Source organism: Acidovorax sp. KPB24-03 (genome assembly GCF_057546605.1).
Genome location: NZ_BAAJYR010000041.1, coordinates 1 through 22,594 on the forward strand (window position 1 = coordinate 1; position 22,594 = coordinate 22,594).

Here is a 22,594-nt window from a genome sequence, read left to right on the forward strand (position 1 = left end):
GGCCCAGGTCGTCGAACCAGACCTGTCCGGCCGCGTCGCGCCCGTTCCCGGTGAACAGCCCGGGCTTCAAGGTGAGCAACGCCAGGGTGTGCCGCGCAGACGCCGCGGCGCCCGGCGGCGGCGCCAGTCCGGCCGAGAACTGGCCCGTGTCGCCCGACAGGCCGGAGGGCGTATCGACGCACAGCACCGGCGCCGGTGTGGCATGCAGTTGGGCCAGCAGGTGCTGCATGCGTGGGTCAGCCGCGCGGGATTTGCCGCTGCCCGCCAGGCCGATGCCCAGCAGCGCGTCCACGCACACGTCATCGGGCCCCATGCCCGGCGGCGGGCCATCGGAAAAAACGACACCCGCGGCCGCGGCACGCCGATAGGACGCGAGCGCATCGGGGGGCACCGTGTCCGGCCGGCCCAGCCAGGTCACCGTGGCGATGCGCCCCGCCCGGTGCAGGTGGAACGCCGCTTCCAGGCCGTCCCCGCCGTTGTTGCCCGCACCGCAGACCACCCATGCGTTGCGCGCGTGCGGGGCGATGGCCTGGGCCAGCCGGGCCACCGCCCAACCGGCCCGCTGCATCAGTGTGTGCGGGGGGCATCGCGATGCCAGGGCCTGTTCGATCCGGCGTGTGGCCTGTGTATCGAACAGGGGATGGGGCTGATCGGCCGTGATCCGGCGAAGGGCGGGCTGCGGCGCTGTTGCTGCGGGCGGCTCGGAGCGCATGGCGTCGGGTCCGGCTCAGAAGCGGCGCAGCGCGAAGTGCTGCAGATCCACCTCGGGCGCGCGTTGGGCCATCAGGTCGGCCAGGGCCCGCGCGCTGCCACTGGCGAGCGCATAGCCGCAGCCGCCGTGGCCGGCGTTGACCCACACCCCCGGCAGGCCGCTCGGACCCACGACCGGGGCACCGTCCGGCAGGGTGGGGCGGGCGCCGCGCCACACCTGCACCTGGCCCGACGAAACCTGCACCCCGCCGGGAAACCAGCCGGAGATGGCTTGGTAGAGCGTTTGCAGCGTGGGCGCATGGTGCGCGCCATCGCCCCGGCCGAGTTCTGTGCCACCCGCGATGCGCACACGTTGGCCCTGGCGCGTGATCGTCACCCGGTGGAGCGGGTCCACGACCGATCCTTGCGGGGCATGGGAGTCTTCGCGCACGGGGGCGCTGATCGAGTAGCCGTGGAGCGCAGCCATCGGCAGCTCGGCACCCAAGGGGCGCAACAGCGCCGCCGCCGCCACGCCAGCGCAGACGACGACGGCATCGAACCGGCGGGGCAGCGTCTCGCCGGCGATCCGGAGACCCGCGGGCGCCGCATCCAGCCCGGTGACCTGGGCATTGAAATGGAACTGCGCCCCGCGCTCCTGCGCGGCATAGCGCAGCATCTGGGCGAAGAGGCGGCAGTTGCCGGACTCGCCATCGGGAATGTGCAGGGCGCCGATCAGGGGGGTGTCGGGGGACAGGCCTGGCTCGATCTGGCGGGCGGTCTCGGCATCCACGTCGTGGATGACCATGCCCGCGTCCCGCAGCAGTTGCAGGGCCGGCTGCACGTGCGCCAGGTCTTCGACTATGCGCAGCAGGACCAGCGCGCCGCGGCCGGTTTCCGCGTCCACCTGCAGCTGCTCCGACACCCACCGCATGCGCGCCTGGCTGTAACGGCCCAGTTGCTCCAGTGCGGAAAGGGCCATCGGAAGGGCCGGCGAGCGGCCAGCCTTGCGCCAACGCCAGAGCCATCGCAGCTCGGAAGCCGTTACCCCTTTCGCGAGCCGCACCGCCGCATGGCGTCCCCACAGCCGGGTGCTTTGCGGGCCACCGATGCCGGGGGCCGCCAGGGGAATGAGAAGGGCAGGTGACGACAGGCCGGCATTGGCGAAGCTCGATTCCTCCGCCGCGGCGCTGCGTTGTTCGAAAACCGAAACCTCGTGGCCGTCGCACGTCAGTTCGTAAGCAGTGGTGACGCCGACGATCCCGGCGCCCACGATGGCGATGTGCATTTGGTTTCTGAGTTCTTTCAGGCACCGGCGCTAATGGACACTGCGCTGGCTGCTACTGTTTTTGTGTTTTCCAAGGGCCTGTTTCCAGGCGGGCCCTGCCGGCGCCGGCCGCGCCGATGGCGCAAGGGTCCGTTTGGGCTCGGTCAATCTGCCATGCTAGAATCTTTGGGTTTTGCTGGTGGCTGCGCAGTGCGTGGCCGACAACCTGGCAAGACAAATCGCAAACCAGCCCTTTCAAGGTGCTGCCTTCTTCTTGCAAGCCGGCAGTTATTGGGGCTGGATTTTAGACCCAACCTTCGGAGAAATTCTCATGTCCGTCACCATGCGCGAAATGCTGGAAGCCGGTGTCCACTTCGGTCACCAAACCCGTTTCTGGAACCCCAAGATGGCCCCGTACATCTTCGGCCATCGCAACAAGATCCACATCATCAACCTGGAAAAGTCGCTCCCGCTCTTCCAGGACGCCCAAAAGTTCGCCAAGCAGCTCACCGCCAACCGCGGCACCATCCTGATGGTCGGCACGAAGCGCCAGGCCCGCGAAATCCTCGCCACCGAAGCGCAGCGCGCCGGTGTGCCCTATGTCGACCAGCGCTGGCTGGGCGGCATGCTGACCAACTTCAAGACGGTCAAGACCTCCATCAAGCGCCTGAAGGACATGAAGGCCCAGCAAGAAGGCGGCCTGGACGCCATGAGCAAGAAGGAACAGCTCACCTTCACCCGCGAAATGGAAAAGCTGGAAAAGGACATCGGCGGCATCCAGGAAATGAATGCACTGCCCGATGCCATTTTCATCATCGACGTGGGCTTCCACAAGATCGCCGTGGCTGAAGCCAAGAAGCTGGGCATTCCGCTGATCGGCGTGGTGGACTCCAACCACTCCCCCGAAGGCATCGACTATGTGATCCCCGGCAACGACGACTCGGCCAAGGCCGTGGCCCTGTATGCCCGCGGTATCGCCGACGCGATCATCGAAGGCCGTGCCAATGCCGTGAACGACGTGGTCAAGGCCGTGGCTGCCGAAGGCTCTGACGAATTCGTGGAAGTGGAAGAAACCGCTGCCTGATTCCCGGCCGCGCGACCTGTCGCGAATGAAAGCGGGGCTCCTGGTTAGCCCCCTTTTTTTTAGCCCGAATGCTGTAACGAACTGAACTGAGACTGGAGAAAAAGATGGCTGCAATTACCGCAAGCATGGTCGCCGAACTGCGCGCAAAGACCGATGCCCCCATGATGGAATGCAAGAAGGCCCTGACGGAAGCCGAAGGCGACCTGGCCAAGGCGGAAGAGCTGCTGCGCGTGAAGCTGGGAACCAAGGCCGGCAAGGCCGCTGCCCGCATCACCGCGGAAGGCGTGGTCGCCAGCTACATTGACGGCACGACCGGCGGGCTGATCGAAGTGAACAGCGAAACCGACTTCGTGAGCAAGAACGACAGCTTCCTCGCGCTGGCCAAGGCCGCTGCCGAACTGGTGGCCAAGCACAATCCCGCCAACGTGGAAGCCCTGGGTGCCCTGCCATACAGCCAGGACGGCTTTGGCCCCACCCTGGAAGAAGTGCGCAAGGGCCTGATCGGCAAGATCGGCGAGAACATGTCGTTCCGCCGCTTCAAGCACTTCTCCGGCAACAAGCTGGCCTCCTACCTGCACGGCACCCGCATCGGCGTGGTGGTCGAGTTCGAAGGCGACGAAACCGCTGCCAAGGACGTGGCCATGCACATCGCTGCCATGAAGCCCGTCGCGCTGACCAGCGCCGAGGTGCCTGCCGACCTGATCGAGAAGGAACGCTCGGTTGCCGCTGCCAAGGCCGCGGAAGACAAGGCCAAGGCGGAAGCCGAGGGCAAGGCCGTGCAGTCCGACGAAATCGTCAGCAAGCGCATTGAAGGCGGCGTGCAGAAGTACCTCAAGGAAGTGTCCCTGTTCGACCAGGTCTTCGTGAAGGCCGCCGACGGCAAGCAGTCCGTGGGCCAGATGCTCAAGGGCGCCAACACCACGGTCAAGGCGTTCACCCTGTACGTGGTCGGCGAAGGCATCGAGAAGAAGGTGGACGACTTCGCTGCCGAAGTGGCCGCCCAGGTGGCAGCCGCCAAGTCTGCCGCTTGATCGCAGACCCCATCGCCACCTCACCCGCCATTCCATTGCCCCACGGAGAAGTCCCCATGTCCATCGCTGCACCAGCCCACAAGCGCATTTTGCTCAAGTTGTCTGGCGAGGCGCTCATGGGGGACGATGCCTTCGGCATCAACCGTGCCACCATCGTCCGGATGGTGGAGGAGATCGCTGAGGTCACCCGCATGGGTGTGCAGGTGGCCGTGGTGATCGGTGGTGGAAACATCTTCCGCGGCGTGGCCGGCGGCTCGGTCGGCATGGACCGCGCCACCGCTGATTACATGGGCATGCTGGCCACGGTCATGAACGCGCTGGCACTGGCCGACGCCATGGACAAGCAGGGACTGACTGCGCGTGTGATGTCGGCGATCGCCATCGAGCAGGTCGTCGAGCCCTACGTGCGCCCCAAGGCCCTGCAATACCTGGAAGAGGGCAAGGTGGTGGTGTTCGCCGCCGGTACTGGCAATCCCTTCTTCACCACCGACACCGCGGCAGCGCTGCGGGGTGCCGAAATCGGTGCCGAGGTGGTTTTGAAGGCGACCAAGGTGGACGGTGTGTACACCGCTGATCCCAAGAAGGACCCAACGGCGACCCGCTACACCAAGCTCACGTTCGACGAGGCCATGTCGCGCAATCTGGGAATTCTGGATGCGACGGCGTTTGCCCTGTGCCGTGACCAGAAGTTGCCGATCCGCGTGTTTTCCATCATCAAGCACGGCGCGCTCAAGCGCGTGGTCATGGGTGAGGACGAAGGCACGCTGGTGTACGCTTGAGCGTTGGGCGCGCTCCGGCGCGCCTGGCTTCATGCTGAGGAGAAAAACATGACCATTGCCGATATCAAGAAGAATGCAGAAACCAAGATGGACCAATCCATCGTGGCGTTCAAGAACAATCTGTCCAAGATCCGCACCGGCCGCGCCAATCCGGCGCTGCTCGATTCCGTGCAGGTCGAGTACTACGGCTCGTTCGTGCCGTTGTCGCAAGTGGCGAACGTGGCCCTGATCGACTCGCGCACCATCAGCGTCCAGCCCTGGGAAAAAGGCATGGGTGCCAAGATCGAGAAAGCCATCCGCGAAAGCGATCTGGGCCTGAACCCCGCTTCCATGGGCGACCTGATCCGCGTGCCCATGCCTCCCATGAGCGAAGAGCGCCGCAAGGAAATGACCAAGCTCGCGCGCAACGAAGGCGAGAGCGCCAAGATCGCCGTGCGCAATCTGCGCCGTGACGCCAACGAAGCCGTCAAGAAGCTGGTCAAGGACAAGCTGGCCTCCGAAGACGACCAGAAGCGTTCGGAAACCGAGATCCAGAAGGTCACCGACAAGCACATCGCCGAAGTCGATGCGCTGGTGTCCGGCAAGGAACAGGAAATCATGGCGGTCTGATCCCCGGTTCCGGGAATCGATCGTTGCCCTGCATGTCCGCCTCTTCGGTCATTCCGCACCACGTTGCCATCGTCATGGATGGCAATGGCCGCTGGGCCACGCGCCGTTTCCTGCCGCGGCTGGCGGGGCACAAGCAGGGCGTGGAGTCTCTCAAACGCTGCGCGCAGGCCTGCGTGGAGCGGGGCGTGGCCGTTCTGACGGTGTTCGCTTTCTCTTCGGAGAACTGGAACCGGCCTGCCGATGAGGTCTCGGGACTCATGGACTTGCTGGCCAAGGCGCTGTCCCGGGAAGTCCCCCAACTGCAAAAAGACGGAGTGCGCCTGCATTTCGTGGGCGAGAAAGCCGGGCTGTCGGAGAAGGTGCGGGCGGGCCTGCGCCAGGCCGAGCTGGACACCGCGCACAATACCCGCCTGGTCCTGAACGTCTGCTTCAACTACGGCGGCCGTTGGGACATCGCGCAGGCCGCTGCGGCCGTCGCGGCGCGGGGCGAGCCCATCACCGAGGCCAGCCTGCATGCGGCCATGGGCCTGGCGCACGTGCCGGATCCGGACCTGGTGATCCGCACGGGTGGAGAAATGCGCATCAGCAATTTCCTGCTGTGGCAGTCTGCCTATTCCGAGTTCTACTTCAGTGACCGGCTTTGGCCGGACTTCGACGGCAAGGCCCTGGATGAGGCCATTGCCGCCTTCAATGCCCGAGAGCGCCGTTTCGGCAAGACATCCGAGCAAATATTGGCGTCGTCACCTGCCTCGCTGCAGGTCTGAAAGGGCTTTTCCATGCTTCGACAGCGCGTCATCACTGCCATCGTCCTGCTGGCCATTTTGCTGCCTGCGCTTTTTTACCCGTCTCCGTGGCCCTTTGCCACGGTCATCCTGGTCTTGATGGCCGCGGGTGCCTGGGAGTGGGGTCGGCTTCAAGGGCTGGGCTCTGGCGCGGCCGTGGGGGTGGGGGCCGCTTGCGTCGCGCTTTGCGCGGCGAGCTGGTCAATGGGCTGGCTGCAGCAACCGCTGGCCTGGCTGTGGACCCTGGGTGGCGCCGCTTGGGTGCTTGTCGGCGCCTGGATGCTGCGCGCGGGTGTCCAGGGCTGGCCCCAGGTTCCCAAGGCCGTGCGGCTGGTCGGCGGCGTATTCGTGCTGTGGCTGGCGTGGCTGGCCGCGGTGCAGGCGCGCATGGCGGGCATCAATTTTCTGATGTCGATCCTGGTTCTTGTCTGGGCGGCAGACATCTTTGCGTATTTCGCAGGCCGGGCCTTCGGCCTGCGCTTCACCAAGAACAAGCTGGCCCCCTCGATCAGCCCCGGCAAGAGCTGGGAAGGCGTGTGGGGCGGCATGGCCGGTGTGGTGGTTCTGGCGGTGGCCTGGGTGGTCGCCGACGCGTCCGCCAGTGCATCGGTCGCGAGTTTCTATACCCACCTGTTCGCGCGCGGCTGGTGGCTGCTGTTGCTGGGTGCCGTGTTCATGGCGGCCATGAGCGTGGTGGGCGACCTGACCGAGTCCCTCGTCAAGCGCAGCATCGGCGCCAAGGACAGCAGCGGTTTGTTGCCGGGCCACGGCGGCGTGCTCGATCGCGTGGATGCGCTGTTGCCCACCTTGCCGCTGGCCATGATGTTGACCCACTTCGCTTCCGCATGAAACAACGCATCACGGTCCTGGGATCCACGGGGTCCATCGGTACCAACACCCTGGATGTGGTGGCACGCCATCCCGAGCGCTACGAGGTGTTCGCCCTGAGCGCTGCCACGCAGGTCGACGCCCTGCTGGCGCAATGTGTCCGTTTCCAGCCCCGCTTCGCCGTGATGGCCAGCGCGCCGCATGCGCGCCTGCTGGAGGAGCGGCTCGCGGCGCATGGTCTGGCAACGCGGGTCTTGCAGAGCCCGGACGCGCTGGACACCATTGCCTCCCACGAAGAGGTGGACGTGGTGATGGCCGCCATCGTCGGCGCTGCGGGCCTGGGCCCCTGCCTTGCGGCGGCACGGGCCGGCAAGCGCCTGCTGCTCGCCAACAAGGAGGCGCTGGTGGTGGGCGGTGAGGTCTTCATGTCCGCCGTCCGGGAGGGCGGGGCCATGCTGCTGCCGATCGACAGCGAGCATTCGGCGATCTTCCAATGCCTGCCCGAAGACCCGCAGACCTGGGCCCGCCGCGTGGACCACATTCTGCTCACCGCATCCGGCGGGCCATTTCGCACCCGGGCGCCGGCCACGCTGCGCGATGTCACGCCGGAGCAGGCCTGCGCCCATCCCAATTTCTCGATGGGGCGAAAGATCTCGGTCGATTCGGCCACCATGATGAACAAGGCCCTGGAGGTCATCGAGGCGCGCTGGCTCTTCGATCTGGCGCCGGAGCAGATCAAGGTGGTGATCCATCCGCAGCAGATCATCCATTCCATGGTCCAGTTCGTGGATGCATCGGTGCTGGCGCAACTGGGAACGCCGGACATGCGCGTTCCGATCGCCTGCGGGCTGGCCTGGCCGGAGCGCATCGAGAGCGGAACGCCGCGGCTGGATTTTTCCACCCTGTCCGCGCTCACCTTCGAGGAGGCCGATGCCACCCGCTTCCCGGGGCTGCACCTGTCCTGGCAGGCGCTGCGCGCGCAAAGCGGCACCACGGCGGTGCTCAATGCCGCCAACGAGGTGGCCGTGGCCTCGTTCCTGGAGCGCCGCATCCGTTTCGATCAGATTCATCGGCTGAACCTTGCAACTCTGGAGGCGGTGACACCCTCCAACCCCGAATCGCTCGGGGCCCTGCTGGCGCTGGATGCCGAAGCACGGTCCGTCGCTCTGCGCAGTGCGCAGCGGCTGGCCGCCTGAGCCATCGCCTCCGGGCAGAAAGACACCATGTTGCTGACCGTCATTGCCTTCATCGTCGCGCTGGGCGTGCTCATCGCCGTCCATGAATACGGCCACTACCGCGTAGCGGTCGCCTGCGGCGTGAAGGTGCTTCGTTTTTCGGTGGGTTTCGGCAAGCCCCTGCTGCGCTGGCAGCCCAAGGGATCACCCACGGAATTCGTCATCGGCGCGTTTCCCCTGGGCGGGTATGTGCGCATGCTGGACGAGCGCGAGGCTCCCGTCGATGCCCATGAGCGCCACCTGTCGTTCAATGCCAAGCCGTTGCGATCCCGCGCTGCGATCGTGGCGGCGGGTCCGGCGGCCAATCTGCTGCTCGCCGTGCTGCTGTACGCCGCAGTGAACTGGATGGGCGTGGAGGAGCCGAAGGCGGTTCTCGCCAGCCCCGTGCCCGGGTCCGTGGCCCAGAAAGCCGGCCTGCAAGGCGGCGAGCTCGTGCTGGAAGCGGCTCTCGGCAACGAAGAATCCGAGCCGGTGCGATCCTTCGAGGACCTGCGCTGGCTCCTGACCCGCGGTGCGCTCGACGGCACCGACGTCCGCCTGCAGGTGCAGCCGTCGCCCGGGGCGCCGCAGCGCCAGATGGTGCTGGAACTCGCGCAATTCGATGCGCGGGAGGCGGATGCGCAGCTCTTTCGCAAGATCGGCATCGTGGGTCCGTGGACGCGGCCCGTGCTCGGCGAGGTGGTCCAGGGAGGGGCGGCGCAACGCGCTGGATTGCGGCAGGGGGATTTGGTCGTCAGGCTCGGTGCGACGAATGTGGTGGATGGCCAGCAGTTGCGGGAGCTCATCCGTGCATCGGTCAGTGGCGGGGTGGTCGTATCCCAGCCGTGGCGCATCGAACGCGGCGGCCAGACCTTGACGCTGGATGTGCTGCCGGACTTGCACAGCGAGCCTTCCGGCCCGGTCGGACGCGTGGGAGCGTTCGTGGGCGCTCAGCCAGAGTTCGTGACCGTGCGGCACGGGCCGCTCGAAGGATTGTGGAACGGAGTGGTGCGCACCTGGGAGGTGTCGGCCCTGACCCTGCGCATGATGGGGCGCATGGTGATCGGCGAAGCCTCGCTCAAGAACCTCAGCGGCCCGCTCACCATCGCCGATTACGCGGGCCGTTCGGCCAGCATGGGGCTCACGCAGTACCTGGTGTTTCTGGCCCTCATCAGCGTGAGTCTGGGTGTGCTGAACCTGCTTCCGCTGCCGGTTTTGGACGGTGGGCACCTGATGTATTATCTTTGGGAAGGCGTGACCGGCAAGGGCGTGTCCGACGCCTGGATGGAGCGATTGCAGCGCGGCGGCGTGGCGGTGCTTCTCCTGATGATGTCCATCGCCCTGTTCAACGATATCACCCGGCTTTTTGGCTAACCTTTTTGCCGCGCGCGTTCACCGCGCGGTACCAGTTCACTCATGAAAAAACAATTCAATCGCTTGGGCGTGCGCAAGGCTTGTGCCGTGGCCGCCATGGTTTTTGCTGCCAATGCGGCATGGGCCCTGGAGCCGTTCAAGGTGCAGGATATCCGGGTGGAGGGTTTGCAGCGCGTCGAGCCGGGCACGATCTTCGCATCGATGCCGCTGCGGGTGGGTGACGACTACAACGACGAGAAGGGCGCTGCGGCGATCCGTGCGCTGTTCGCGCTGGGCCTGTTCAAGGACGTGCGCCTGGAGGCCAGCGGCAACGTGCTCGTGGTGGTCGTGGAAGAGCGTCCCACCATCGCCGACGTGGACTTCGCCGGTGCCCGCGAATTCGACAAGGACACGCTCAAGAAAGCCATGCGCGATGTGGGCCTGACCGAAGGCCGGCCTTTCGACAAGGCGCTGGCCGACCGCGCGGAGCAGGAGCTCAAGCGCCAGTACATCAACAAGAGCCTGTACGGCGCCGAGGTCGTGACCACGGTCACCCCCATCGAGCGCAACCGCGTCAACCTCACGTTCACCGTGACCGAAGGCGAGCCCGCGCGCATCAAGGAAATCCACCTGGTGGGCAACAAGGCCTTCAGCGAATCGACGCTCAAAGGGCTGTTCGACCAGGACACGGGCGGCTGGCTCAGCTGGTACACCAAGTCGGACCGCTATTCCCGCACCAAGCTGAACGCCGATCTGGAAACCCTGCGTTCCTACTATCTGGCGCGCGGCTACCTCGAGTTTCGCATCGACTCCACGCAGGTGGCCATCTCCCCGGACAAGCAGGACATCACGATCACCGTCAACGTAACCGAAGGCCAGCGCTACGTGGTCTCCGGCGTGAAGATCGAAGGCAATTACCTGGACCGCGACGACGAGTTCAAGTCGCTGATCACCATCCAGCCCGGCGAGCCCTACAACGCCGACAAGGTGGCCGAAACCACCAAGGCATTCACCGACTACTTCGGCAATTTCGGCTTCGCGTTCGCGCGTGTCGAAGCGGTGCCCGAAGTGGACCGCGAGAACAACCGCGTGGCCCTGGTGCTGCGCGCCGAGCCGGCCCGCCGTGCCTACGTGCGCCGCATCAACGTGAGCGGCAACAACCGCACGCGCGACGAAGTGATCCGCCGCGAGTTCCGCCAGTACGAAGCCTCCTGGTACGACGGCGACAAGATCAAGCTGTCCCGTGACCGCGTAGACCGCCTGGGCTTCTTCACCGAAGTCAATGTGGAAACGCAGGAAGTGCCGGGCTCGGCCGACCAGGTGGACCTGGTGGTGAACGTGGCCGAAAAGCCCACCGGATCGCTGCAGCTGGGCGCGGGCTTCTCGAGTGCGGAAAAGGTCTCGCTGTCGTTCAGCATCAAGCAGGAGAACGTGTTCGGTTCGGGCAACTACCTCGGGGTGGACGTCAACACCAGCAAGTACCGCCGCACGCTGGTGTTCAGCACCACCAACCCGTACTTCACGAGAGACGGCATCTCGCGCACGCTCGATCTTTACTACCGCACCGACAAGCCGTACGAGGACCAGGGCGGCAACTACGAGCTGATCACCGCTGGTACCAGCGTGCGTTTCGGCATCCCCTTCAGCGAAACCGATACCGTGTTCTTCGGGGGCGGCCTCGAACAGACGCGGATCAAGCTGGGCACCAACATTCCCGCCGCGTACCTGTCGTATGCCACGACCTACGGCTCCAGCAGCACCGCGATTCCGCTCACGATCGGCTGGTCGCGCGATGACCGCGACAGCGCCTTGGCACCCAATTCGGGCCGCTACCAGCGCCTGAACACCGAATGGTCGGTGGCCGGCGATGCGCGCTATGTCCGCGGCAATTACCAGTTCCAGCAGTATGTGCCGCTGAACAAGAAGTTCACCATGGCCTTCAACAGCGAGTTCGGCTGGGGCAAGGGCATGAACGGTCGGCCGTTCCCGGTATTCAAGAACTACTACTCGGGCGGCCTGGGCTCCGTGCGCGGTTTCGACCAAGGCACGCTGGGTCCACGCGACGTGACGGGTGCGTCGCTGGGCGGACCGAAGAAGGTCACGCTCAATGCCGAGTTGATCGCACCGTTCCCAGGTGCGGGCAACGACCGCACGCTGCGCGTGTTCACTTTCGTGGATGCGGGCAACGTGTATGGCGAAGATGAAAAGGTCACCCTCAGCGACATGCGTGTCTCTGCCGGCCTGGGCCTGAGCTGGATTTCTCCGCTCGGTCCGCTTCGCCTCGCTTTTGCGCAACCGGTGCGCAAGTTCGCCGGCGATAGAATCCAGAAACTGCAATTCCAGATCGGAACGTCTTTCTAATGAAATCTCTCTCCCGCCATATTCCCCTCGTTCTCTTGCTGGGCACGCTCGGTGCAGCCGTGCCTGCACAGGCGCAGGAGTTCAAGGCCGGCTTCGTCAACACCGACCGCATCTTCCGCGAGGCCAGCACCGCCAAGGCGGCTCAGGCCAAGCTGGAGCAGGAGTTCTCCCGTCGCGAGAAGGACCTCGTGGAGCAGGGCAACAGCCTGAAGTCCGCCACCGAGAAGTTCGAGCGCGAAGCGCCCACGATGGCCGAAAGCCAGCGCACGGCTCGCCAGCGCCAGCTGGTCGACCAAGACCGCGACTTCCAGCGCAAGCGCCGCGAGTTCCAGGAAGACCTGGGCGCCCGCAAGAACGAAGAGCTGGGCCAGGTGCTCGAGCGCGCCAACAAGGTCGTCAAGCAAGTCGCCGAGGCCGAGAAGTACGACGTGATCCTTCAGGAAGCCGTCTACATCAACCCCAAGCACGACATCACCGACAAAGTGATCAAGGCACTGAATGCCGCTGCTGCCACGCCCGCCAAGTGATGGCCGTCGGCTGACGGGGCGCGCGGCGTGAGCCTCTCTCTGGGGCAGATCGTCGATGCGCTGGGCGGCACGCTGGAGGGGGGCGAGAGGGACGGAGAAATCCGCCGCATCGCTCCCCTGGAGTCTGCAGGTCCCGGTGACCTGGCTTTTTTAAGCCATCCGCGCTACCAGCAGCAACTGGCCGCCTCCCGGGCGGCCTGTGTCATTGTGGCGCCATCGATGCGCGAGGCCGGGCTGGCCCGGGGGCCGTGCATCGTCGCGGACGAGCCATACGTGTATTTCGCGCGTGCCACGCAACTGTGGAAGCGCGTGCACGCCGTGGCCGTGCCGCAGGGCATCCATCCCAGCGCGGTGGTGGACCCGGACGCCACGGTGCATCCCACGGCCTTCATCGGCCCGCTGTGCGTGGTGGAGCGCGGTGCGCGCGTGGGTGCAGGCACGGTGCTCAAGTCGCGCGTGACGGTGGGCGAAGACTGCCACATCGGCGAACGCTGCATCGTGCATGCCGGCGTGGTGATCGGGGCCGACGGCTTCGGCTTCGCGCCGCAGGGCGGCGAATGGGTGAAGATCGAGCAGCTGGGGGCCGTGCACATCGGCAACGACGTCGAGATCGGCGCCAACACCTGCATCGACCGCGGCGCACTGGAAAACACGGTCATCGAAGATGGCGTGAAGCTCGACAACCTCATCCAGATTGGCCACAACGTGCGCATCGGCCGGCATTCCGCCATGGCGGGGTGCGTGGGGGTGGCGGGCAGCGCGACCATCGGCGCGCATTGCACGGTGGGGGGCGGAGGCATCGTGCTGGGGCATCTCGAATTGGCCGACCACGTGCACGTGTCGGCGGCCACGGTGGTCACGCGATCGCTGACCCGGCCGGGTCAATACACCGGCATGTTCCCCATCGACGAAAATGCGAAGTGGGAAAAAAACGCGGCCACGCTCAAGCAGCTTCACAGCCTGCGCGAACGGATCAAGGCCCTCGAACAAACTCGAAAAGACGGTTAGACCGCATCTTCCAATGATGGATATCCACCAAATTCTCAAGCTCTTGCCGCACCGCTATCCGTTTCTGCTGGTGGACCGCGTGGTCGAACTCGAAAGGGGCAAGCGCATCCAGGCGCTCAAGAACGTCACGATCAACGAGCCTTTCTTCACGGGGCATTTCCCGAGCCGGCCCGTGATGCCCGGCGTGCTCATGCTCGAGGCCCTGGCGCAGGCCGCGGGCCTGCTGTCGTTCGACATGATGGGCGAGGCGCCCGGCGACGACAAGGTGTTCTATTTCGTCGGCATCGACGGCGCGCGCTTCAAGCGCCCCGTGGAGCCGGGCGACCAGCTCATCCTGGAAGTGGATCTGGACCGTATCAAGGGCGGCATCTACAAGTTCAAGGGCCTGGCACGCGTGGGCGACAGCGTGGCCTGCGAGGCCGAGATCATGTGCACCATGCGCACCGTGGGCTGACGCTGCGAGGGCAGGGCGGCACGTGACCAGCAGCATCCACTCCACAGCCATCGTCGACCCCGCAGCGCGGATCGACGCCTCCGCGGCCATCGGCCCCTATGCGGTGATCGGCCCGCACGTGACGATCGGTGCGCGCACCTCGGTGGGCGCGCACTGCGTCATCGAAGGGCGCACCACGATCGGCGAAGACAACCGGATCTTCCAGTTCGCCTCGCTTGGCGCCGCGCCGCAGGACAAGAAGTACGCCGGCGAGCCCACCGAGCTGCGCATCGGCGACCGCAACACGATCCGAGAGTTCTGCACGTTCAACACCGGCACGGCGCAGGACCGGGGCGTGACCACGATCGGCAACGACAACTGGGTGATGGCCTATGTGCACATCGCCCACGACTGCGTGGTCGGCCACCACACCGTTCTGGCCAACAACGCCACGCTGGCCGGCCATGTGCACGTGGGTGACCACGCCATCATCGGCGGCCTCACGGGCGTGCACCAGTTCACCAAGGTGGGCGCGCACGTCATGGCCGGGTTCGCGAGCCACATCTCGCAGGACGTGCCCCCCTTCATGATGGTGGACGGCAACCCGCTGTCCGTGCGCGGGTTGAACCTCGAAGGCCTGCGCCGGCGCGGGTTCTCGGCCGACCGGCTCGCCGCGATCAAGCAGGCGCACCGCCTGCTGTATCGCCAGGGCCTCACGCTGGACGCGGCGCGGCAGGCGATCGCCGAACTGCCGTCGGTCCACGGCGAGGCCGCGCCCGACATCGCGCTGCTGCTGGATTTCATCGCCAACTCCTCGCGCGGCATCGCGCGCTGACCGCGATGGCGCCCTCCCTCCAACCGGCACCGCGCATCGCGATGGTGGCAGGCGAAACCTCTGGCGATCTGCTGGCGGGCCTGCTGCTCGACGGCCTGCAGGCACAGTGGCCTGGCGTGGTGGGGCAGGGCATCGGCGGGCCGCAGATGCAGCGGCGGGGCTTCACAGCCTGGTGGCCCAGCGAGCGCCTGGCCGTGCACGGCTACAGCGTCGAGCTGCTGCGCCGGCTCTGGGGCATCGTGCAGATCCGCAAGCAATTGAGGCGGCGGCTGCTTGCGGACCCGCCGCAGGTCTTCATCGGCGTGGATGCGCCCGATTTCAACCTGGGACTCGAATCCGACCTGCGTGCGGCCGGCATCAAGACGGTGCACTTCGTGTGCCCTTCGATCTGGGCCTGGCGTGCCGAACGCATCGACAAAATCAAGTGCAGCGCCGACCACGTGCTGTGCATCTTCCCGTTCGAGCCCGCGCTCTTGGCCCGCCACGGCATTGCGGCCACTTACGTCGGCCATCCGCTGGCGAATGTGATTCCCATGCAGCCGGACCGCGAGGCGGCGCGTGCCCGGCTTGGGTTGGCCCCCGGCGACGAGGTGTTGGCCATCCTGCCGGGCAGCCGTTCGGCCGAGGTGGACTACATCGCCACGCCGTTCCTGCGGGCGGCTGCCTTGCTGCGCCAGACGCGCCCGGCGCTGCGCATGGTCATCCCGGCTGTGCCGGCGCTGCGTGAGCGCATCGAGCAGGTGGTGCGCGAATGCGGCATGGCCGAGGCCGTGCAGGTCGTCGAAGGCCAGTCGCACGCCGTGCTGGCGGCCTGCGACTGCACGCTGATCGCCAGCGGCACGGCCACCCTGGAGGCGGCCCTGTTCAAGCGGCCCATGGTCATCGGCTACCACATGCACCCCATCAGCTGGCGCCTCATGCGGCGCAAGCAATTGCAGCCGTGGGTGGGGCTGCCCAACATCCTTTGCGGCGAATTCGTCGTGCCCGAGCTGATCCAGGACGCCGCCACCCCCGAGGCGCTGGCCGCGGCCGTGACGCAGTGGCTCGACGCGCCTACGCAATCTCCCGACACGCTGGCGGCGCTGGAGCAGCGCTTTACCGCACTGCACGAAACCCTGCGCCGCGACACCCCCCGATTGGCCGCCGATGCGATCCAGAAAATCCTTGCCGCCTGAGCAGGCGGCCCTGCCGTGGCATCCCCCGGGCCTGGTGGCCGGGGTGGACGAAGCCGGGCGCGGGCCGCTGGCCGGCCCGGTGGTGGCCGCCGCCGTGATCCTTGACGATCTGAATCCGATCGCCGGTCTGGCCGATTCCAAGACCTTGACCGCTGCGCGCCGCGAAGCGCTGTACGACGAGATCCGCGCCAAGGCCCTGTGCTGCGCGGTGGCCGAGGCCAGCGTGCAAGAGATCGACACCATCAACATCCTGCAGGCGACCATGCTGGCCATGCAGCGCGCGGTGCAGGGGCTGCGCCTGAAGCCCGTGCGTGTGCTGGTGGATGGCAACCGGCTGCCCGTGCTGGAAGTGCCCGCGGACGCCATCGTCAAGGGCGATGCGCTGGTGCAGGCCATTTCTGCGGCGTCGATCCTGGCCAAGGTCACGCGCGACCGCTGGTGCGCGCAATTGCACCTGGAATATCCCCAATATGGCTTTGCCGGCCACAAGGGATATGGGACGGCCGAACACATGGCGGCGCTGCAGCAGCATGGCGCTTGCCCGCACCACCGCCGCTCGTTTTCGCCCGTGGCCGCGGCCCTCGTGCGGGGCAACGCGGCGGTGCTCCCGCTGCCTGCGGTGCCTACCGTGGATGGAGGGCACGCGTTGCCAGCGCCGCAGGGCCTGGTGCAGGCGGAATGGCAGCCGGCATGACCTCGGACAACGTCACCTTCGTTCAGTCGCGCGACAACGCGTTCGTCAAGGACCTGCGGCGCCTGGCGCAGGACAGCAGCGCTTACCGCAAGCAGGGCCGGGTCTGGCTGGAAGGCGACCACCTGTGCCGTGCGGCGCTGGCCCGGGGGCTGCAGCCGGCGGTGGCCGTGTATGCGGAGTCTTTTTGGCCTGAAGCGCAAGAAAGCTACCGGCATGCTGCTATCAAAAACATAGTGATTGCCGATCCTCTCTGGGCGGACGTGAGCGGCCTCGAATCCCCGGCGCGCATGGGCTTCGTGCTGGAGATGCCTGCAGCCGCCGCGTTGGTGCCCGGCGTGTCCACCGTGGTGCTCGACCGCCTGCAGGACGCCGGCAATGTGGGGTCCATCCTGCGCAGTGCATCGGCATTCGGTTTCGGACAGATCGCGGCCATCAAGGGCACGGCGGCGCTGTGGAGCGCCAAGGTGCTGCGGGCCGGCATGGGGGCCCACTTCGGCCTGCGGCTGGTGGAGGGGCTCGATGCGACGGACATCGATGCGCTCGGCCTGCCCCTGCTGGCGACCAGTTCGCACGGCGGGGAATTCCTGCACCGGGCGCAACTGCCCTGGCCTTGCGGCTGGGTCATGGGGCATGAAGGGCAGGGCGTGTCACCGGCGTTGCAGGAGCGCGCGAGCCGCCTGATCCGCATTGCCCAGCCGGGCGGGGAAGAATCGTTGAATGTGGGTGCGGCGGCCGCGATCTGCCTGCATGCGAGCGCTGCGGCGGCGGAGATGGGCCGCACCTGACGGCTCGGCCCGCAGGCTTTCAGCGATGCGGGCAGACCTTGGTCAGGGCGGTCAGAGAGGGCGGTAAGCGCATCGCAGCGCCGACCCTGCGTTTCGCGGCACGGCCGCCCTGAGGGAGGGCGACCCGCCAGGGTCGTCAGGCCATTGCTTCTTCACCCGCCATCAGCTCTTCCTTGCGGGCTTCGAGCGTTTCGCGCATGGCCACGAGGTCGAGCTTGCGGGCGGCACGTGCCTTCGGAAAGATCTCGTTGCGCTCTTCCTTCACGTGGTGGTCGATGTACTCGCCCAGCACGGTCACCTTGGCATCGAACATTTCATCGGCGGCGCTGGCGGCCTCGATCTGCGCGATCAGGTCCTTGGCGCTGGCGTGCTCCACTTCGGCTTCGGCGACGAGGTCGGTGTCCTTGATGGCATCGCGCAGGGCGGGGTAGAAGATCTCTTCTTCGATCTGCGCATGCACGGTCAACTCGCGGCAGATCTGGCGCGCCAGTTCGAACCGCTGGGTGGCGGCCGCCTTGGAGCGGGACTCCATCAGCGATTCGTATTCCTTGAACATTTTCTTGACGGCGCGATGGTCCGCATCGAGCAGGGAGCAGGCGTCTCGGGGTGCACGGGTGGTGGTCATGGGATTTCCTTGTCGATGGTGTGTGTGGGGAAGGCCATGCTGCACGGGTGGTCTACCCCCTGCCGTAGGACGCCAAGCCACGGGCCTGCGCGGGTTCGCCTTCGGCCGACAGGCCGTTGGGGCAGGGCCATGGGCCCCATCGATCATTGGATTGGCTGCGGGGATCGTGCTGGCAACGCACGTTGGTCGCCGCCGCTCAGCCGCTCGATGCCGGGATGCTGTGCAGCGCCGGCATACGCAATGCAAGGCCCAAACGAAAAACCCCTGACTCTTGCGAATCAGGGGTTTCCATTTGGTGCCGGAGAGATGAATCGAACACCCGACCTTCTCATTACGAATGAGCTGCTCTACCGACTGAGCTACACCGGCGAAGACTCGAATTATATATCGGAATGGTAGCGTGTCACGCGTTCCACTTCATTTTTTGAGCCCAGGACCACGCTGACGCGCTCGTGCAACTGCGTGGGCTGGATGTCCAGGATGCGCTGCTTGCCGTTGGTGGCGGCGCCGCCGGCCTGCTCGACTAGCCAACTCATGGGATTGGCTTCGTACATCAGGCGCAGCTTGCCGGGCTTGTTGGGTTCGCGCTTGTCCCAGGGGTACAGGAACACGCCGCCGCGCGTGAGGATGCGGTGCACGTCGGCCACCATGCTGGCGATCCAGCGCATGTTGAAGTCCTTGCCGCGCGGGCCTTCGGTGCCGGCCAGGCATTCGTCGATGTAGCGCTTGACCGGGGTGTCCCAGTGGCGCATGTTGCTCATGTTGATGGCGAATTCCTTGGTGTCCTCGGGAATGCGCACGTTCTCTTCCACCAGCACGAACGAGCCCTGCTCGCGGTCCAGCGTGAACATGGCGACGCCGTCGCCTACGGTCAGCACCAGCGTGGTCTGGGGGCCGTAGATGCAGTAGCCCGCGGCCACCTGCTGGGTGCCGGCCTGCAGGAAGTCCTCGGTCATGACGCCGGGGTGGCCTTCGGGCTTTTTCAGCACGCTGAAGATGGTGCCGATGCTCACGTTCACGTCGATGTTGGAGGAGCCGTCGAGCGGATCGAACAGCAGCAGGTACTCGCCCTGCGGATAGCGGTTGGGCACCACATAGATGCTGTCCATCTCTTCGGACGCCATGGCGGCGAGGTGGCCGCCCCATTCGTTGGCTTCGATGAGCACTTCGTTGGCGATGATGTCCAGCTTCTTCTGGATCTCGCCCTGCACGTTCTCGCTGGCGGCCGTGCCCAGCACGCCGCCCAGCGCGCCCTTGTTCACGGCGTGGCTGATGCTCTTGCAGGCACGGGCGACCACTTCGAGCAGCAGCCGCAGCTGCGAGGGGATGAGGCCGTCCACCCGCTGCTGTTCGACGAGGTAGCGGGTGAGGCTGATGGTTTTTGCCATGGAGGGGGTTTCCTAATTTTTTTGGACGTGATCAGTCGGCCAGCGCGCGGGTGACCACCTCGCGCACATCGTTGGACAGGTCGGGCTTGGCCGCCACGCGGGCGATGGCGTCGCGCGCCGCGCCGCGGTAGGGATCGGCCAGCTTCTTCCAGCGGTCGAGCGCCCGGGCCAGCCGCGCCGCCACCTGCGGGTTGAGCGTGTCCAGCTCCAGCACGCGATCGGCCCAGAACTGGTAGCCCGCACCGTCCAGCCGGTGAAAGCCCCCGGGGTTGGCGCTGCAGTAGCTGAAGATCACGCTACGTGCGCGGTTCGGGTTCTTGAGGCTGAAGTCCGCGTGTTTCATGAGCTGCTGCACGGCGGCCAGCACCTGCCCGCCGCGGTCGGGCGCGCCCGCCTGCAGCGAGAACCATTTGTCCAGCACCAGGGCCTCGTCCTTGAACAGGGCGTGAAAGCGCGCGAGCGCCGGCTCGGCCAGGGCATGGCCGCTGTACACCAGCGCCGTGAGGGCGTTGAAGCGGTCGGTCATGTTGCTGGCGTCCTTGAAGCGCTGGTACGCCTTGCCCGGCCATACGCTGTCGCCCGTGGTGCGGGCCGCCAGGCACAGCATGGACAGCGCCAGGCCCGACAGCGCGCGGCGGCCGGCCGAGATCGCATCGGGGCGGTAGGCGCCCGTGTCGTGGTGCTGCGCCCAGATGGCTTCCCACTCCGGCTGCAGCGCGACGGCGAGCTGCGCGCGCATTGCTTCGCGCACGGCGTGCACACGCTGCGGGTCCACCACGTCCAGGTGCTCGGCGATGTAGCCCTCGGAGGGCAGGCTGAGCACCAGTTCCTTGAAGGCCGCGTCCAGCGCGGGGTGGCGCAGCACGCCGCGCATGGCCTCCACGAAGCTGTCGGGCACGATCTGTTGCTCAATAGGTGTGCCTGCCGGCGGATTGATTGCCTCGTCCGCTATTGTTTTAATAGCGATGCGCAGGGCCAGGCGCTGGCCGGCCTCCCAGCGGTTGAAGGCGTCGGTGTCGTGCGCCAGCAGGGCGAGCAGCTCGGCATCGCTGTAGTCGATGTCCAGCACCACCGGGGCGCTGAACCCGCGCAGCAGCGACGGCACGGGCTGGGAGCCCACGTTCACGAAGGTGAACGCATGGGTGGCCTCGGTCAGCACCACGGTGCGGTCCGCGCCGCCCGCGGCGGCCTCGCCCTCCAGTTGCAGCGGCAGTGCGCTGCCGTCCGCGCCCAGCAGGCCCAGGGCCACCGGGATCACGGCGGGCTCCTTGAGCGGCTGGCCGGGCGTGGGCGCGAGGCTTTGCGACAGCGTGAGCGTGTAGGTGCGCGCGGCGGCGTCGTACACACCCGTGGCCTGCACGCGCGGCGTGCCGGCCTGCGAATACCAGCGCTTGAACTGCGGCAGCAGGCGGGCCAGGTCGCTGTCCGGGTTGGCATCGGCGATGGCCTGCGCGAAATCGTCGCAGGTGACCGCCTGTCCGTCGTGGCGCTCGAAGTACAGCTTCATGCCGCGCGCGAAGCCTTCGCGGCCCACCAGCGTGTGCATCATGCGCACGACCTCGGCACCCTTTTCGTAGATGGTGACGGTGTAGAAGTTGTTGATCTCGACGTAGCTGTCGGGCCGCACCGGGTGCGCCATGGGGCCGGCGTCTTCCGGGAACTGCGCGGTGCGCAGCACGCGCACGTCCTCAATGCGCTTGACGGCGCGGGCCGAGGGGCTGCCCGACAGGTCCTGGCTGAACTCCTGGTCCCGAAAGACCGTGAGGCCTTCCTTGAGCGACAGCTGGAACCAGTCGCGGCAGGTGACGCGGTTGCCGGTCCAGTTGTGGAAGTACTCGTGGCCCACCACGCTTTCGATGTTGCCGAAATCCACATCGGTCGCCGTGGCCTGGCTGGCCAGCACGTACTTCGTGTTGAAGATGTTCAGGCCCTTGTTCTCCATCGCGCCCATGTTGAAGTCGCTGGTGGCGACGATCATGAAGCGCTCCAGATCCAGCGGCAGGCCGAAGCGCGCCTCGTCCCAGGCCACGCTGGCCATGAGGGAGTTCATGGCGTGCTCGGTCTTCTCCAGGTCGCCCGGGCGCACGTACACCTGCAGCAGGTGGTCGGCGCCGGAGCGCGAGCGGATGCGCTGCTCGCGCGCCACGAGCTTGCCGGCCACCAGCGCGAACAGGTAGCAGGGCTTCTTGTGCGGGTCCTGCCACTTGGCGAAATGGCGCGCGCCGTTGGGGCCATCGTCCAGCGGGCCGTGGTCGATCAGGTTGCCGTTGGACAGCAGCACCGGGTAGGCGGCCTTGTCGGCGCGCAACAGCACGGTGAAGCTGGCCATCACGTCCGGCCGGTCCAGGAAGTAGGTGATGCGCCGAAAGCCCTCGGCCTCGCACTGGGTGAAGAAGGTGCCCTGGCTCACGTACAGGCCCGACAGCTGCGTGTTCTTGGTCGGAGAGCAGGTGGTGAAGATCTCCAGGTCGAAGGGCTCGTGGCCCTCCGGCAGGTTCTCCAGCACCAGCTGGCCGCCTTCCATCTTGAACGAGGTGCCCGCGCCGTTGACCAGCACGCGCGCCAGGTTCAGCTCGTCGCCATCGAGCCGCAGCGCGCCCGCGGGCACGTCCGCGTTGCGGCGCAGCCGCATCTTGTTGAGCACCCGGGTCTTGGCCGGGTCCAGGTCGAACGTGAGGTCCACCGTGTCGATCCAGAACGCGGGGGCGGTGTAGTCGGCACGGTGGATGGCCGTGGCGTGTCCTTCTCTCATCATGGCTTGGGGCTTTCCGGGCGCGTTACACGCCCTGCTTGAGGGAGGCTTCGATGAAGGCGTCGAGATCGCCGTCCAGCACCTTCTGGGTGGCGGAGATTTCGACGTTGGTGCGCAGGTCCTTGATGCGGCTGTTGTCCAGCACGTAGCTGCGGATCTGGTGGCCCCAGCCGACATCGGTCTTGGTGTCTTCCAGCTTCTGCTGCTCTTCCTGGCGCTTGCGCATCTCGAAGTCGTACAGGCGCGAGCGCAGGCGCTGCCATGCCACGTCGCGGTTGCTGTGCTGGCTGCGGCCATCCTGGCACTGAACGACGATGCCGGTTGGAATGTGCGTCAAACGCACGGCCGAATCGGTCTTGTTGATGTGCTGGCCGCCG

22 protein-coding genes and 1 tRNA gene are annotated in these 22,594 nt (G+C 66.4%); 16 read left to right on the forward strand and 7 right to left on the reverse strand.

Translation table 11 applies throughout. The annotated features are described in order from the left end of the window. Nucleotides 1–712: NAD(P)H-hydrate epimerase (locus tag AC27KI_RS07810; protein WP_487113309.1), on the reverse strand; the 712-nt coding region annotated here is incomplete at its 3' end. Nucleotides 713–727: 15 nt separating this feature from the next. After that, nucleotides 728–1,975: an FAD-dependent oxidoreductase gene (locus AC27KI_RS07815; protein ID WP_487113311.1), complete on the reverse strand. Its 1,248-nt coding sequence runs from the start codon at nt 1,973–1,975 to the stop codon at nt 728–730. 310 nt (nt 1,976–2,285) lie between these two features. Between AC27KI_RS07815 and rpsB the strand changes: the two genes are divergently transcribed. From rpsB to AC27KI_RS07895, 16 genes are all read left to right on the forward strand, one after another. Then, entirely contained in the window at nt 2,286–3,038 is a 753-nt protein-coding gene (gene rpsB / locus AC27KI_RS07820; protein ID WP_272568482.1) for a 30S ribosomal protein S2, read from the forward strand. 104 nt (nt 3,039–3,142) lie between these two features. After that, entirely contained in the window at nt 3,143–4,069 is a 927-nt protein-coding gene (gene tsf, locus AC27KI_RS07825; protein WP_487113313.1) for a translation elongation factor Ts, read from the forward strand. A gap of 56 nt (nt 4,070–4,125) precedes the next feature. Beyond that, entirely contained in the window at nt 4,126–4,848 is a 723-nt protein-coding gene (gene pyrH / locus AC27KI_RS07830) for a UMP kinase (RefSeq protein WP_272568484.1), read from the forward strand. 48 nt (nt 4,849–4,896) lie between these two features. Then, on the forward strand, nt 4,897–5,457 hold the full coding sequence (frr, locus tag AC27KI_RS07835) for a ribosome recycling factor (RefSeq protein ID WP_272568485.1): 561 nt from the start codon (nt 4,897–4,899) through the stop codon (nt 5,455–5,457). Nucleotides 5,458–5,489: 32 nt separating this feature from the next. Next, nucleotides 5,490–6,221, forward strand: a complete 732-nt coding sequence (gene uppS / locus AC27KI_RS07840) for a polyprenyl diphosphate synthase (RefSeq protein WP_284431490.1) — start codon at nt 5,490–5,492, stop codon at nt 6,219–6,221. 12 nt (nt 6,222–6,233) lie between these two features. After that, complete coding sequence (locus AC27KI_RS07845) at nt 6,234–7,088, forward strand: phosphatidate cytidylyltransferase (RefSeq protein ID WP_487113315.1); 855 nt, start codon at nt 6,234–6,236, stop codon at nt 7,086–7,088. Then, the gene (gene ispC, locus AC27KI_RS07850) at nt 7,085–8,263 is read left to right on the forward strand and encodes a 1-deoxy-D-xylulose-5-phosphate reductoisomerase (RefSeq protein ID WP_487088444.1); all 1,179 of its coding nucleotides are present in this window, start codon (nt 7,085–7,087) and stop codon (nt 8,261–8,263) included. The genes AC27KI_RS07845 and ispC overlap by 4 nt, the downstream gene beginning before the upstream one ends. Nucleotides 8,264–8,290: 27 nt before the next feature. Beyond that, entirely contained in the window at nt 8,291–9,655 is a 1,365-nt protein-coding gene (gene rseP, locus AC27KI_RS07855) for an RIP metalloprotease RseP (protein WP_487088442.1), read from the forward strand. A gap of 42 nt (nt 9,656–9,697) precedes the next feature. Beyond that, nucleotides 9,698–11,995 (forward strand): outer membrane protein assembly factor BamA, encoded by a 2,298-nt coding sequence (gene bamA / locus AC27KI_RS07860; protein WP_272568493.1) that lies wholly within the window; start codon nt 9,698–9,700, stop codon nt 11,993–11,995. Beyond that, on the forward strand, nt 11,995–12,522 hold the full coding sequence (locus AC27KI_RS07865; RefSeq protein ID WP_272568495.1) for an OmpH/Skp family outer membrane protein: 528 nt from the start codon (nt 11,995–11,997) through the stop codon (nt 12,520–12,522). Before bamA ends, AC27KI_RS07865 begins: the two co-directional genes overlap by 1 nt. A gap of 27 nt (nt 12,523–12,549) precedes the next feature. Continuing rightward, the gene (gene lpxD / locus AC27KI_RS07870; protein ID WP_487113317.1) at nt 12,550–13,530 is read left to right on the forward strand and encodes a UDP-3-O-(3-hydroxymyristoyl)glucosamine N-acyltransferase; all 981 of its coding nucleotides are present in this window, start codon (nt 12,550–12,552) and stop codon (nt 13,528–13,530) included. Nucleotides 13,531–13,543: 13 nt separating this feature from the next. Then, nucleotides 13,544–13,984 carry a 3-hydroxyacyl-ACP dehydratase FabZ gene (gene fabZ, locus AC27KI_RS07875; RefSeq protein ID WP_092744676.1) on the forward strand — a complete coding sequence of 147 codons (441 nt, stop codon included), beginning with the start codon at nt 13,544–13,546 and terminating at the stop codon, nt 13,982–13,984. Between the two features lie 22 nt (nt 13,985–14,006). Further along, nucleotides 14,007–14,798, forward strand: coding sequence for an acyl-ACP--UDP-N-acetylglucosamine O-acyltransferase (gene lpxA, locus AC27KI_RS07880; protein ID WP_284411994.1), 792 nt, complete (start codon nt 14,007–14,009; stop codon nt 14,796–14,798). A gap of 5 nt (nt 14,799–14,803) precedes the next feature. After that, nucleotides 14,804–15,973 (forward strand): lipid-A-disaccharide synthase, encoded by a 1,170-nt coding sequence (gene lpxB, locus AC27KI_RS07885; RefSeq protein ID WP_487113319.1) that lies wholly within the window; start codon nt 14,804–14,806, stop codon nt 15,971–15,973. After that, nucleotides 15,945–16,667: a ribonuclease HII gene (gene rnhB / locus AC27KI_RS07890; RefSeq protein WP_487113321.1), complete on the forward strand. Its 723-nt coding sequence runs from the start codon at nt 15,945–15,947 to the stop codon at nt 16,665–16,667. The genes lpxB and rnhB overlap by 29 nt, the downstream gene beginning before the upstream one ends. Beyond that, entirely contained in the window at nt 16,664–17,452 is a 789-nt protein-coding gene (locus tag AC27KI_RS07895) for a TrmH family RNA methyltransferase (protein ID WP_487113323.1), read from the forward strand. Before rnhB ends, AC27KI_RS07895 begins: the two co-directional genes overlap by 4 nt. A gap of 136 nt (nt 17,453–17,588) precedes the next feature. Here the strand turns inward: AC27KI_RS07895 and AC27KI_RS07900 are convergent, their stop codons facing one another. The 5 genes from AC27KI_RS07900 to AC27KI_RS07920 all read right to left on the reverse strand — a co-directional run. Further along, a complete protein-coding gene (locus AC27KI_RS07900) occupies nt 17,589–18,077 on the reverse strand; it encodes a hemerythrin domain-containing protein (protein WP_487113325.1) in 489 nt (162 codons plus the stop codon). 293 nt (nt 18,078–18,370) lie between these two features. Beyond that, nucleotides 18,371–18,446 (reverse strand) — tRNA-Thr (locus tag AC27KI_RS07905). Nucleotides 18,447–18,457: 11 nt separating this feature from the next. Continuing rightward, nucleotides 18,458–19,465, reverse strand: a complete 1,008-nt coding sequence (locus AC27KI_RS07910) for a class 1 fructose-bisphosphatase (protein ID WP_272568522.1) — start codon at nt 19,463–19,465, stop codon at nt 18,458–18,460. 31 nt (nt 19,466–19,496) lie between these two features. Next, entirely contained in the window at nt 19,497–22,217 is a 2,721-nt protein-coding gene (pepN, locus tag AC27KI_RS07915) for an aminopeptidase N (RefSeq protein ID WP_487113329.1), read from the reverse strand. A 25-nt stretch (nt 22,218–22,242) separates the two neighbouring features. Beyond that, the coding region (locus AC27KI_RS07920; protein ID WP_487113327.1) for a peptide chain release factor-like protein at nt 22,243–22,594 on the reverse strand (352 nt) is incomplete at its 5' end.